This window comes from Tenacibaculum xiamenense (genome assembly GCF_964513065.1).
Lineage (GTDB): Bacteria > Bacteroidota > Bacteroidia > Flavobacteriales > Flavobacteriaceae > Polaribacter > Polaribacter xiamenense.
This window is the reverse complement of record NZ_CAZEQU010000042.1, coordinates 616,094-629,973: the sequence shown is the minus strand read 5'-3', so window position 1 is coordinate 629,973 and position 13,880 is coordinate 616,094. Positions and strand designations below refer to the sequence as shown.

At 29.8% G+C, this 13,880-nt stretch carries 13 protein-coding genes; 8 read left to right on the top strand and 5 right to left on the bottom strand.

Features of this window, described 5'->3' with window-relative positions; translation table 11 throughout:
- The first annotated feature begins 36 nt into the window (after positions 1-36).
- Both ACKTTV_RS22460 and ACKTTV_RS22455 read left to right on the top strand, forming a co-directional pair.
- Positions 37-624 (top strand): hypothetical protein, encoded by a 588-nt coding sequence (locus ACKTTV_RS22460; RefSeq protein WP_408033117.1) that lies wholly within the window; start codon positions 37-39, stop codon positions 622-624.
- A gap of 2 nt (positions 625-626) precedes the next feature.
- Positions 627-1,871: a DGQHR domain-containing protein gene (locus tag ACKTTV_RS22455; RefSeq protein ID WP_408033116.1), complete on the top strand. Its 1,245-nt coding sequence runs from the start codon at positions 627-629 to the stop codon at positions 1,869-1,871.
- Positions 1,872-1,874: 3 nt separating this feature from the next.
- On the opposite strand, the gene ACKTTV_RS22450 is transcribed toward ACKTTV_RS22455, so the two are convergent.
- Both ACKTTV_RS22450 and ACKTTV_RS22445 read right to left on the bottom strand, forming a co-directional pair.
- Positions 1,875-2,012, bottom strand: a complete 138-nt coding sequence (locus ACKTTV_RS22450) for a hypothetical protein (protein ID WP_408033115.1) — start codon at positions 2,010-2,012, stop codon at positions 1,875-1,877.
- A gap of 68 nt (positions 2,013-2,080) precedes the next feature.
- Positions 2,081-2,917 (bottom strand): hypothetical protein, encoded by an 837-nt coding sequence (locus ACKTTV_RS22445; RefSeq protein ID WP_408033114.1) that lies wholly within the window; start codon positions 2,915-2,917, stop codon positions 2,081-2,083.
- A 204-nt stretch (positions 2,918-3,121) separates the two neighbouring features.
- On the opposite strand from ACKTTV_RS22445, the gene ACKTTV_RS22440 reads away from it, so the two are divergent.
- Complete coding sequence (locus tag ACKTTV_RS22440) at positions 3,122-3,586, top strand: JAB domain-containing protein (RefSeq protein WP_408033113.1); 465 nt, start codon at positions 3,122-3,124, stop codon at positions 3,584-3,586.
- Positions 3,587-3,637: 51 nt separating this feature from the next.
- On the opposite strand, the gene ACKTTV_RS22435 is transcribed toward ACKTTV_RS22440, so the two are convergent.
- From ACKTTV_RS22435 to ACKTTV_RS22425, 3 genes are all read right to left on the bottom strand, one after another.
- On the bottom strand, positions 3,638-4,084 hold the full coding sequence (locus ACKTTV_RS22435; protein ID WP_408033112.1) for a hypothetical protein: 447 nt from the start codon (positions 4,082-4,084) through the stop codon (positions 3,638-3,640).
- 70 nt (positions 4,085-4,154) lie between these two features.
- Entirely contained in the window at positions 4,155-5,765 is a 1,611-nt protein-coding gene (locus tag ACKTTV_RS22430) for a recombinase family protein (RefSeq protein ID WP_408033111.1), read from the bottom strand.
- 60 nt (positions 5,766-5,825) lie between these two features.
- Positions 5,826-5,978 carry a hypothetical protein gene (locus ACKTTV_RS22425; RefSeq protein WP_408033110.1) on the bottom strand — a complete coding sequence of 51 codons (153 nt, stop codon included), beginning with the start codon at positions 5,976-5,978 and terminating at the stop codon, positions 5,826-5,828.
- A gap of 498 nt (positions 5,979-6,476) precedes the next feature.
- Here ACKTTV_RS22425 and ACKTTV_RS22420 point away from each other — a divergent pair, with 498 nt between their 5' ends.
- The 5 genes from ACKTTV_RS22420 (at position 6,477) to ACKTTV_RS22400 (ending at position 13,805) form a co-directional block, all read left to right on the top strand.
- Positions 6,477-6,905, top strand: coding sequence for a hypothetical protein (locus ACKTTV_RS22420; RefSeq protein WP_408033109.1), 429 nt, complete (start codon positions 6,477-6,479; stop codon positions 6,903-6,905).
- Positions 6,906-7,569: 664 nt separating this feature from the next.
- Positions 7,570-8,937, top strand: a complete 1,368-nt coding sequence (locus ACKTTV_RS22415; protein ID WP_408033108.1) for a hypothetical protein — start codon at positions 7,570-7,572, stop codon at positions 8,935-8,937.
- A gap of 193 nt (positions 8,938-9,130) precedes the next feature.
- Positions 9,131-10,792: a hypothetical protein gene (locus tag ACKTTV_RS22410; protein WP_408033107.1), complete on the top strand. Its 1,662-nt coding sequence runs from the start codon at positions 9,131-9,133 to the stop codon at positions 10,790-10,792.
- 234 nt (positions 10,793-11,026) lie between these two features.
- Complete coding sequence (locus ACKTTV_RS22405) at positions 11,027-13,039, top strand: tetratricopeptide repeat-containing sensor histidine kinase (protein ID WP_408033106.1); 2,013 nt, start codon at positions 11,027-11,029, stop codon at positions 13,037-13,039.
- 1 nt (position 13,040) lies between these two features.
- Positions 13,041-13,805, top strand: coding sequence for a response regulator (locus tag ACKTTV_RS22400; protein ID WP_408033105.1), 765 nt, complete (start codon positions 13,041-13,043; stop codon positions 13,803-13,805).
- The last annotated feature ends 75 nt before the right edge of the window (positions 13,806-13,880 follow it).

Genomic DNA, 13,880 nt, shown 5'->3' with positions numbered 1-13,880 from the left:
AACAAAATGTGTATATGGTCTCTCATAATCATAACAATGTTTCTTATTTATTATTTTTTCATTAGAAAAATTTCATTCAAAAAAGATTCTGAACTAGGTATAATTTCAGATTTTTTAAAAAATAGAAGAACTGAGCCTTTAAAATCTTTTTCTTACTGGTTATATTTTATTTTAATTGTATTTTTTATTGGAATAACAGGCTCCCTTATTTCTGCATTTCCTTCATATGTAAATGGTCAGGATGAGATAAACTCTACCTCTTTAAGTCTTATTGGCTACGCTGTTGTTTTGCTTTGTTCTTCGTCAATAGAACTCATATTTATAAAATTCAGAGATCATGAAAGAGATAAATATCTTCCTGTTCAAAATGGAATAATAATGATTGGTGTAAGTTTAGTTATCATTAGTATTTTAATTGGATTAGTGACATATATGATAGAATCTCAAAACTTAAAATTAGCAATAAGTATTATCGCATGCTTATTTGCTATGTATTTTTGGTGGATTACAAATTCAACAAACTCCTCTGTTTTTGAATCAATTACTCCTCCTACAACAGATAGCACAACTGGAGGAGAACCAAATAATTTAAATGGAGTAATACCTAAAGAATTTACAGAGTAATTATGGGATATCCAAAAAAAATTAAAGCCATTAAAGTGAAACAACCTTTCGGAGATTTTTACGTTTGTTCACTATCAGCTAAAGATATTATAGATTTATCATTCAGTGATCCTTTAAGGTATGACGAAAATAAGAATTTAAAAGGTAGCCAAAGAAAATTAGACGAAAAAGGAAGAGTAAAATCTATTACAAGTTATATCAATGGTAATGATACAGCATTCCCAAACTCAATAATAGTTTCTGCTAACTACAATAAAAAAGGTTTAATTGAAGAAAATGAAGACCTTACTTGGAAATTTTCTCCTTTGGAAGGTAATGATATATATGAAATAACTATACCTACTTCTACTAAATTGGCAGCAATAATTGACGGACAACATAGAGTTAATGGTTTTAAAAAAGCAAGTATACAACGACAAGAAGAAATGGAGTTATTAGTTGCTATATATTTTGATTTACCTAACCCATATCAAGCTTACCTCTTTGCTACAATTAACTATAATCAAAAACCCGTAGATAAAAGTCTAGCTTTAGAACAATTTGGGTATTTCACAGAAATAACCGAGAGTTATACTTGGTCTCCAGAATTACTAGCTGTTCATTTATCTAAGAAGTTGAATATAGAAAATGGTTCACCTTTTTTCAATCACATCAAGGTTGCACCTCAAAATGATGATTTTTTACTCTCCACAAACCCTAAAGAAATAGATTGGGTAGTATCTACTGCAACAATTGTTGATGGTGTTTTAAAGCTTATATCCACTAACCCAAAAGAGGATTCAAATGAGTTAAGAAGATTAGATGAAAAAGATAGAAATAGAAATCAAATAAAGAGAAAAGATACTACACCACTTAGAAATTTTTATCTTAAAAATAACGATTTATTTATCTACAAAATAATTTTCAATTTCTTTAAAGTAATCGAGAATGAACTATTTAAACCTGCAATAGGCAAAACATCCTATATTAAGAAAACTATTGGTATTCAGGCATTGTTTGTGGTTTTGAAAGAAATTTTGAATATGAATCTTGAAACAGACAAAAACATAAGTCAAGATTACTATAAGTCTTATATAAATAAATTTAAAAATGTGGACTTTAGTGATAATTTTTATACGGCATCGGGAATAGGTAAATCAAGAATTCAAAATACAATTTTATTATCCTTAGGACTTAAAACTTTTGATCAGATTAAAAATAAAGATCATATTTCCGAGTACAAAAGGCTTCTCAATATCAATGAATAAAAATTATTTACTTTTATAAAAATAAGCATTTCCTTTTTTTATAAATTCAATTTTACCTTCTGTACGAAGATGCATTAACTGACAAGAAGAAATTTTTAATTTCTTTCTTGTCTCTTTACTATTTAAAAATAAATCTTTCATTTTTATTAAGTCGACAAACCAAATAAACACTTACTAAAAAGTAATTTTTCTAAAATATTGGTTTAATATTATTGAAATAAAGATATCTGATTTTTACTTTTATTCATTCTTTTTATATGATAATAATTCAAAAAATCATATTCTCCTATCATAAATTCACCTTCATTATTTCGTTCTATTACTTCAGAGTTAGATAACTCTATAATGTTATTAGGGTTTTCACAATCTGCGATTAAAAGCATTTGAATTGAGAAAAGAAGAATCCGAGTGCATAATTTTGTTATTTCAGGCTCTAAAGGAAAGCTATGGAACCATTCATTAGGTTCGGGAAAACTATAATCTCCATGAACTAAACAGTTTCTTAACTTATAAACCACTTTTATCCCTACTCCATTTACATCAGTACATTCATCTAAACAAAAATATTTTTCAAAATCACTTAAAGCACTTTTATTCACTAACTCCCTAAGTAAACTTAAGCTTTCTTTATATTTTGGGATTGTATTATATTTAATTGAAAAATTTTCTTTAATAAAAAAAGTAGCTGAATTAATTTTACCTTTTCTAAACTCACAATTTTTTAAGTTTAATTTATTAAGAAGAGATTCAAACCCACTATAAACATACAAAAATAAAGTCAGTTCATTAATAAGTTTTTCATGTAAATTATTTTTATCAATTTCATATTCATGAGCTGAACTACACATTTCAAAGGCAGAATCATATCTAATCCCATCAAAAAAAATTTGGTCAATCGAAGAAGCCATCCAAAACCAATTTCCAACTTCAACTTCCATTTGTTTTGTAGTGTAAAAATACTCAGCTATCCCTCTTATATGATATTTGAGAGAAATCAAAAACTCTTCTCTACATTCAATTTTATCTAATATTAACTTATAACTCATAACCTTAAAAAACAATTGGTAAACCTCTAATTTAACTGTTTTTATATTCCTAATTACCAATAATACCCTTTTATTCAAAACTCTTCGTCAAAGCTAATCTTTACGAAAAACAACAAGGATTTTCTCTAAAATTCCTCCTTGTTTTATTTCCGTTTTTAAGATTGCAGTAATGCCAAAGAATTGTCTCACAAAATATCTGGCATTATGAAAAATATCGAACTTATAAATCAACTCCCTATTGGAGAAGTACAACTTTCCTACAAACGAAAACATTCCTTTATTCCTCATAAAATTTCAAGTTCTGTATCTGCTTATGAATGCATTAAAGCTATCTTCTCTTTAGACCAAATATCCTATAGGGAACATATGTACGCCTTATATTTAGATAACTCTAATAATGTCTTAGGGTATCATTTATTAAGTATTGGAGGGATTACAGCTACATTAGTTGATATAAGAATACTAATGCAAGGAGCTTTACTAACAAACTCAGTAGCCATTATTTTATTCCACAATCACCCATCAAATAAATTAAAGCCTTCAACTGCTGACATAAACTTAACTCAAAAAATTATTCGCTCAGCAGAAACATTAGATTTAAAAGTGCTAGATCATTTAATAATTACTGAAAACGATTATTATAGCTTTTCTGATAATGGAGATATATAATCCATTATAAAGAAAGAACCAAAGAATTTGTCTTTGGTTCTTTTTAGCAATTTATATCGTTATTTTTTCTGCTTTCCTAATTCTAATTCCTTTGTGCTTCCTTAGTATATTATGAAGAGATTGCATTCGTTTGACTCTCTTGTTAAAGTCTCGATGAGACTTTCTTATCTTTTGATAAATCCTTTCATTTACTTGTTTATTGACTAAATAATTAAAAACCCTTTTATCCCCAATATATCCATCAGGGTTATTTTGAGACCATTCAAAAATGATGTTTAATAAAAAAGGTTCAGCTTTATCAAGATGTATAACTGCTCCTCTTCCCCAACAAGCAGACTCTGATTCATAATCTTTCATCATAAATAGTTTCTGTGACATATCCCCATTAATGAAATTATAATACAAGATTTTGAAATCTGCCCCTCCGTAAAATTTAGTCATTTTATAAATGATATTAAAAAATAATACCTCATCTATATCACGGATTAAATTCTTCAAAGAATTTATTTTTTATTCAATTTTCTTTTGGTGAATTTGATAATTCTAATGTATAAATATACTCCCCTTTTTAAGGAAGAATAAAACTCTTATCAAGAATAAAAGTTCGCAATTTTTCAACATCACGGCACCATATATTAAATTCACTACTAAAATTGGCTGTTAAGCCTTTTTTAGAGGAACTATAATCCAGTTCGCTTGATATATTTCTAAGATTGAAATGCTTTCTACTTTTTTGAAGAATTAAGAAAGGCTTATGCAAGTCTACCAAAAGCTTACCGTCTTTTAGAGAAAAGTTCGCACCAACAGTTTTTAAAACCTCTTTTTTCTCTAAATGAGTTCCTTTAACAAACTTTTCTTTGGCTTTTGCTAAGAACGAAAAAAACTTATCTATCTTCTTTAAATCATTTCCAGAATAGATACTATTTATTTCTTTAATTAGTAAAGATTGCTCTTCTTCAATCTTAGTACTCATTTTTATAAATAAATCATCTTTAATAATTCCTTTAGATAGTTTTTCTGCAAGTATCTCCAGCTCATTCTGTAATTCAGAACTTTTTTGTTGTAGCTTTCTTTTTTTGTAATCTAAATCTTTTTTTTCTTCTTTATTTTTTATATGAAAAGCCGTTATTAAATAAGTAGTAATCTTTCTAGATATTTGAATAGACTCTAATAATTCAACAAATTGCTCATCGACATATTTTCTCCCAATATTTTTTTCATTACATACGCTTTTCTTTGAACGAGTACACCTTAAATAATGATAAGCTGTATCTCCATTCTTTTTAGTTTTTTTAACCTTGCTGTAACCAGTAATGGTACTTTGACAATCTCCACAAGAAATATATCCCGAATAATGATTTTCATACTTATTTATAGATACATTTTGAGATTTTCCTAGAAGTGACTGGATTTTTTCAAACTCATCAACACTTATCATAGGTTTGTGTTTTCCTTGTCTAATTTTCCCATTATACACAAACTCGCCACAATAAAACCGATTTTCTAATAGCTTATAAAGTGTACCCAACGCAAAAGGTTTTCCATTCTTACTTTTTAAACCCCACTCGTGTGTCATTTTTCTTTGAAGTTCAGGCACACTACAAGTTCCTTTTAAGTATTCTTTTAAAAATCGTTGGATAGGTTTAAAATATTTTGAATCTGGGTAAATTTTACGATTTCCTTTTTCTCCAAAAGAATCATTAATATAACCATAAGGGGCACGATTAGGCATAAAACCTTTTTCTACTTTTTTGTATAATCCTTCTTTTACATCCTTTGATAAGTTAATTGAATATTGAGTAGCTTGTCCAAAATCTACTCCCATAATAATCTGACTTTCTCCCTCTTTGTACTCTCTATCGCGTGCAATAATATGTTTTATTTTTCCTCGCATAAAGGCATACTTGATAATACCTTCATCTATAGGGTTTCTTGATAAACGAGAAATCTTCCAAGTAATAATACCAATCGGCACTTTAGATTTTTCAATTTCCTGTATCATATTTTCAAAACCTTTTCTTCCCAACTTATGTCCTGATTTACTATCCTCAAAGAAAAGAGATATTCTAATCCCTCTTCTTTCAGCTTCCCTTTTAACCCAATGGTATTGTTTAGGAATTGACTGAACTTGACGATTATTCCCTTCCGTAGATTTTCGAATATAAGCGATGTATTTCATCAAATAATACTTATGTTATGTCCTCTTATTATATCATAAGCTTTATAGATTCAAAAATTATTACTTCATCAGCATTACTAAACAACTATACAGTCTTGTTAAAATTTCTTTTGTTTCTCCTAAATCAATATCTGAAGAAACTTCACTGTGTAATATTTCTTGAAAATCCAAGAGTTCTTTCTTTGTCCATTCTGTTGTATTAGGTATACACATTTATAATAAACTTGAAATAATTAAGGAAGCAGAATATAACACAACATTTAAAAAGACATAGAATTTATTTCTTTGCTTTTTAGAGGTAATAACCTTTTCTCAAAGTATAACAATTTAGATTCAGGTTTTAGTAAAATTAGATCTTAAAATATAGCTTTATTATGTTTGCCATAACTACCATTTTTCTAAAGTAGATTTTTTGCTATTCCTTATTTCTCTGTGTTGCCATAATTCAAAATTCAATAAAACATAGATGGAGTTTAAAAACTGTTATCAGCGGACACAAACAAATGCAAAGTTAGTTGCTCTGCCATCGCTTTCACAAGCCCAAGCCCTCTGGGAGAAGAAATATTTTTTTGGCTTCGCATTCTCAAAATAATATTCCTTCTGGCTTGTCTCGTCCTACCTGCAACATTTTAAGCATTGTGTTTGATACCGCTTCATAATAACAGCCTTCAAACACTTAAAAATCATGTTTAATTTAAAATTTTTAGAATTATGGCAACAGCTACAGTAAAACAAAACGGAACAGCAAAAAAAGAAACAGCAACTGCTAAAAAAGCCGTTCAAGAAAAATTAGCAAAAGAAGCTACAGGACAAAAAACAACTCCAATTATCAAAGAGCAACCAAAGCCAGTTCAACCGATTGTAACACCAATTATTAATTTAGACGACAGAATGCAAAAGTTTGAACAATTAAAAGGTTTAGCACATCAACGCGAACGATTATCTACTACACTTACCGAATTAAATCGTTTTAAATACAACCAGTCAGATTCTGCTAGTTTCTATATGAAAGATACACAAGGATTAGAATTTAAAACAACCAACACTAATCTTATCCAGTTAGTAACAAATCATTTAAAAGCCACGTTAGAGAATCGTAAATCTGAAATTGAGAAGCAATTAATAGCTTTTGAGCTATAACTCAGGTATCGCCAATTTCTCAATTAGAAACCTCGTTCGAAAGAACGGGGTTTTGTTTTTTATTTCTTTATGAATTACTCAAAATAGCTATCTTTACAGTTAATAAACGTAAAAAAGAATTATAAGAACAGATATTATAATATCGACATATAAATAGAACAACATTAACGTGTTACTATTTCTCTAACTCGAAATCGCCAATTTTAAACAGGAGAAAGAATAGTAAGACTCATACCTCTTTGGGTGTGTTTCTTTATGTCTATTCCTATTCTCCGCGGTGTTTGGCGATACCTGAGTTAGTAGGGTAAAATAGTATAAGAGCACACCTTTTTGTTGCTTTAAACTAAACTAAATTTTTAAAACTGCTTTTCGCTCTTAAAGGCAACAAAAATATTTCACATGAAAAAATCGCACGTTAAAAAACACATCAGAGATTTTTCAAAATCCTAACTAAAATAGACACACTTGCATTTCGTAACTCTTTATGTTATTGTATTTGTGTTGGAATTCACATCCAATACCCGTAGTTATTTGTTTCTCAAATTAAATAGGAACAAAAGCTCTTTCACAAAACATATTTAATTACAAACGACCTTTTTACATAATGCTAAGCATTATGATTTCAAGTATAACAAGATTTTAAACAAAGAAAAAAATAATATTTATGAAACACATTGTAAACATCATAAAGAACGTATGGAATACGATCTTTATATTCGTCTTTTTTATTTTTATAGGTTGTACGCCTGAAGAACCTATAGAACAACCCAATCAAGCACCAACAGCAACTTTAAGCGTTACTGTAAATACTAATAAAACATTATCTGGAACATTAACAGGAACAGATTCTGATGGTTCTATTTCTTTAAAGGAAATAACCATTAAAAATGGAAGTACTATTGTACAATCATTTCAGGTGACTGATAATAATTGGAGCAGTAATCTTTTATCTATCGGAAATTATACCGTTATCGGAAAAGTTACCGACAATGATGGAGCAAGCGCAACCAAGCAAGAGAATACTGCTATTCAAGGATTAACTATTACTATCACAAGTGGCACAACTACTTTTGATGAAAATCAAATGACAAATCAAGAAGTTGTAGGAACTATAGTTAATGTAAACAATATATCAGGAGTAACTTATAGTTTAGATACCAATTCTCAAAATGATTTTGAGATTGTTGGAAATCAAATAAAAGTGAAATCAGGAATTGTTTTCGATTTTGAAAATGCTCCTAATGCTATTACTATAACTGCTTCCGCAAATGGTGAAGATGATGCACAGCAAAATATCTCACTTACTATTATTGATAAAAATGATAGATTAGAAGATATTCTGATTAAAGCCACACATTGCAAAGCAGGTTTTGCCAAAGTAGATGTTGCGGATAATGATCCAAATACTCAAAACATTGTGGAATATGAGTTAGACCAGAATGGAGTACTTACCAATCGCACTTTTGCAGATATTAAAGCGCTTATTGATGGAAATACCTCTTACCCACACCCTGGAGGAAACTTTTTGGATATTTTATCTCGAATGGGACAATTAACCTTAGATGATTCAGGAAATCAGGTTTATTCTTATACAGATCCTACTGCGACTGATCCTGGAATTTTTTATCGTAATGTATTTACCTTTACCAACCTTAGTGATGGCACAAGCTATAGTCAAACAACAGATCAAATAACTGAATCTAAATTGAAAGAAATCTATGGATTTGCATATAATGAACTCATTACTGATTATCCAACAGGATATAATGCAGATAGTTGGTTAGCCTTAACTTCTACAATTGGAGATGAATGGTTCTTTAGTGGGTTTACCGTTACTTTCTCAGATAACTTAATTCACGAGCAAGATACTAGAAACTTAGATGAATTGTATGTGTATTTAGCAGTACAAGCATTAAATGTAGTAAAATCTCAGGCTACAGCCACTGAGATGGAAACGTTAGTAAGTCAATATATGACTACCAGAGGAGCAGGACGTATAACCGACGCTTCTTTATTACAAGGTTGTAATTAAATATATGTTTTGTTTAGAAGTCCTTTTCTTATAAAAGGGCTTCTTTACTTTACAAAGGATAACCCAAAATAACACTTGTTTTTCTTGTTGATAATAAGATATAATAGCATCGAATTAATTTCTTTTTCTTATGAGTTTTCATCCTAGATTAAAAACCGTTTTGCAGAGTATATTACTTCTTGTTTTGCCTATTATGTGTTTTAGCTTAGGATTCATAGTAATAGCGCAAACAGCTGGAAATAATTTTTCGTTAAATAACTTATGCAGTACAGGTGATAAATTTATCTGTAGGTATATAGATGTAAGCAGTAGTGGGCACTCGGTGAAAGAAGTTGATGATGAAGAACGAGGGAAAACACTACAACTAACGAATACTAGTAGTACAAAGTTATTTATCCCGAATAAAACCCGAGCAGAATTAGATGCTTTTTTAGCGGCAAAAGACAGATTGGGAGTTACTGCCTGCGAAGTTGGTGCAACCAAAGATACACATAGTGTTTTTGGGAATGGCATTAAAGGGTGCGATGATAACCAATGTGTTATCACACCTAGCTATGGGCAACGATGTAGAGTAAAAGAAGGAACAACAACATGGACAGTACGAAATCAAAAACGATGGAGAGATGGTACTGCTTTTGAATGGAATGGTTCTCAGTTAGGAGGGGCTGCGAGTAAACGATACTTGTGGGCAGGAAAAGATAACAATACTCGTTTTGCCTGTAGAGGTGATGGAGACCATGGAAAACTTGCTTGGGACCCATATGGGCCAAATGGTAACTGGGGACAATACCGATGTTATGTAGATCATTCATATTGTTTCTGGGGATGGTGTGGAGAACGATGGGATCTGGTTTCGTCTTCTTCTCAGGCTCCATATGTACGAACATATATCTCTGAGTCAGTTACTCATAGTACGTGGAATACGGTAAAATCATTTGGAAGTAAGTGTACAGAAGTATACTACACATTCTCTGGTTCTTATGAGTCTACGTGTTACTACGATTCTGGTACAGGACAAGAGCAACTGCTCTTTAATCCTTTAGGAACATCAACGGCGAATGCTATTACATTGCCAGAAGATGGAAGTGAAAGTGGATACTACCCATGTAATAAGTCTTGTGCAGATTATAACCGATGGTCTCCACAAGGGATTCAACCAGGAGCTCCTTCGAGCTGTACATCAACTGGACATACAGGAAGCCGAATTGGAGCGTGTACGCATAACAACCAGTGTGGGAATCAAGATGTATCGAGTTGTACATCTTATAACTCTGCATGTGAAGTCTATGATGATGGAAGTGTGACATATACATATGATGGACCATGTACGTTTGATTGGGGAGTATATGTAAATGGTGCCTATACAAAAACATTTAATGCTGAAACTGGTTGGGGGACATGTTCTGGAAATGGAACACAGTTTAGATCTCGGACATGTTTGGATGAAGATGATAATTATGCTCCGCGTGAAAACTGTGATGAAGCTACTGAACCACTAGGGTATCGAGGATGTGATCTTTATAGATATGTAAATGACACGTACTACTCTGGGTGTACTGCTTCTTGTGGAAATGATGATATTCGATTCTTGCAAAAAGATAATCTAGATAATCCATTGGCATTTATTCTATTTAGTAGAGTAGCAAATGCTGAAGATGTATATGATAGTAAAGTTGCAAATCTACAAAATGGAACATATACAGCATATGGTACAGAATATAGACGTGCTAGATGTACGAAATACAATAATAATGAATCGACGGTAGTAGATGATAGTTTCTGTGCAGGGCAGAATAAATATGAGCCTTCTCGATCTTGTAGTAGAACATGTCAGGGAGATAATAATCCGATTTAGAGTTAATAAATTATTAAAGATACAATAGAGATTTACCTCATTAGTATTTCAAAATATAAAATCAAGAAATTACTATTTTAAGTAATTTCTTGATTTAGTTAATCCATAAAAAACACAGATTTAACAATGTATAGAACAAAATAACAATCACACGTCACAAGGTTAAAATTTATAATATTTTGTAGTTTTAACCTTGTAAAAAAACTATTTTTAACACTACAAAATCAACCACTTATGACCAAATACCTCTTAGGGTTATTTTTAATAATCTCACAGTTTTCATTTACTCAAACTAAAATAGATACTCTAAAATCAAGAATAGAAAAATCTAATACTTTTTTAGAAAAAGCAAAACTATATATAGACATAGCTAACCTAGAAGAAAACCCTAAAAAAATACTTAAATATGCGGACTCTGCTTTAAACTATAGTTTAAAGAGCAATTCTCTGAGATATCAATGTTTAAGCTATATAAAAAAAGGTTATGGACACAACTTTGAGGGACATAATGATTCAGCATATTATTACTACCAAAAGGCTTCAATGATTATTCCTAAAATAGATAATTTTGAAATACTCCATAAAATAAATAGAGGTCTGGGGTATGTTCACGAAGATTTCAAAAATATAGATTCAGCATATTTTTATCATCAAAAAGCCTTTGAAATCTCTAAAAAGCTAGATAAAAACGCACAATTAAAATCTAAATTAAATTTAGCTGTCTTAGATAGAAAAACTGGAAAAACAGAAAAGGCTATTAAATCTTTTTTAGAATGTTTAAAATTAAATGATGATAAAAATTTAAAGCAAAGTATTTCACTTTATAATTCTCTAGGAAATTTATATCTCGTAATTAAAAATCATTCTGAAAGTGAAAAATATTACAGGAAAGCTATAAAATTAGCTAAGAAAGCAAATAAAAAACATTGGGTGAAACTTATGGAGTTAAATTTAATTCAATGTGTCATTAATGCTTTTAAAGATGAGCAAGGAATTGAACTTTCCAAAAAATTCTTAAAAGACCATAGAGGAAATATTAGAGATAAGGAAAAAAATAGAGTTTATTTTTACTTAGCTCAGGCACACACACACCTAAAACAATACGAGCAAGCAAAGTTTTATATTCAAAAGAAAATTGAAGCCAGTAAAAAGATTGGCGATACAAAAAGTTTGAATATAGGTAAATTTCAATTAGCAACAATTTTAAATTCATTAGGAGAATTTAAAAGAGCTAAAGACCTATTAACTGAGGTAATTCCATTCTATATTGAAAGGAATAATATTCACAGCTTAATTTCTTTAAAAAGCCTTATTATTTCTAATAACCTGATGTTAAAAGGAGATGCTAAAACGAGTGATTTATTTGAAGAATATAGAGTATTAAAAGACTCTTTATATTCTACACAAGTAACTTCTAAAGTAACTGAATTGGAAAAGAAATACCAAACTCAACAAAAAGAAAACGAAATCTTAAAACTCTCAAATGAGAATATTAAAAAAGAAGCAGAAGCTAAAGCTAAAAGCACACAACTTAATTACGCTCTTTTTGGAGGAAGCATTATTTTATTATTATCACTTTTCTTATTAAGAGCCTATAAAAAAGAGAAAAAAACTAAAGAACAAATCCTAACACAAAAAAAAGAAATTGAAGTACTCCATAAAGAACTACATCATAGGGTAAAAAACAACTTAGGAATTGCAAACAGTTTTATTAAAGTAGCAAAGAAGAATTTTACTGGATCAGAAGAACAAAACATTTTAGAAGTTTTACAAAGTAGAATTATGAGTATGGGTAACGTACATGAACTATTGTACAAACAAGAGAATGTTTCTGCTGTTAATTTTCAGTCATATACAGAACGTCTCTGTGAAGAAATTTCAAATACCAATAATGGAAAAGCAAATAATATTTCTCACAAGGTTAATGCTAATATTTACATTCCTATAAAAGAAGCTACACCTTTAGGTCTTATTCTAAATGAAACGATAACCAATAGTTACAAATATGCCTTTAAAAGTAAAGAAAGTGGTTTAATTACTATTAATTTTAAAGAAGACGACACCACAATTTATTGTACAATATCAGATAACGGTATCGGTATGCCTGATAAAAAAGATTATAGCAATAAAAACTCATATGGAACAAGACTGATAAATTCTTTAGTGATGCAATTATCAGGAACAATACAAACTACAAACAACAACGGAACGCATACACAAATAACCTTTCCTAAAAACCAAGATTAAAATGAAGCAAAAAATATTAATTGTAGAAGATGAAGCCATTTTATTTTTAGAAATAAAAGATTTACTCGAAGAAAATGGATATGACGTTATAGGTTATGCTGAAAACGGTTATACAAAAAGTTATGACGAAGCTTTAAGTGTTATACAAAAAGAAACACCCGATATGGTACTGCTAGATATTGTTTTAAAAGGTGTTTTAAATGGTATTCAATTAGCAGAAAAATTAAATACATATAACATTCCGTTTATATACTTGTCAGCTAATTCAGACAGCACTACCCTATCCGAAGCTCAAAAAACAAATCCTAATACTTTTCTCATTAAAAGTAAACCTGTAGATGAAAAACAACTTTTAGTAACCTTACAAATGGCACTAACAAAATTATCTCCAATACAAAAAACAGGAGTTTGGGTACAAAAAGATTATGGAACACAAGGAATGGCTACAGATAAAAATGAGAAAGTATTACTACGATTTGAAGACATTCATTATCTAGCTTCTTCAGGCAAAAAGAATAACATTCTTTTTGGAACGGTTAATAATAACAAACCTGTAGAATATGTGTTAAGAAAAACATTAGACTTTATGGAATATAATTTACCTGATAACTTTATTAGAGTTCATGAGAGTTTTATTGTAAATCTTAATAAAATTAAGGGGCGAAAAAACGGTAAAATATTAACCACTGAGTTCAAAGAGTTTAAAATGGGGGTTTCCTATGAGGCAAAAACTAAAAAAGTGTTAGATGACTATTTTTTAAAATAATTAGTTACCCCTATAAAACTTAAACATAGCACAAGGTTTTGGTAACTTAATAACAAAAAGGCACTTTTGATTTAA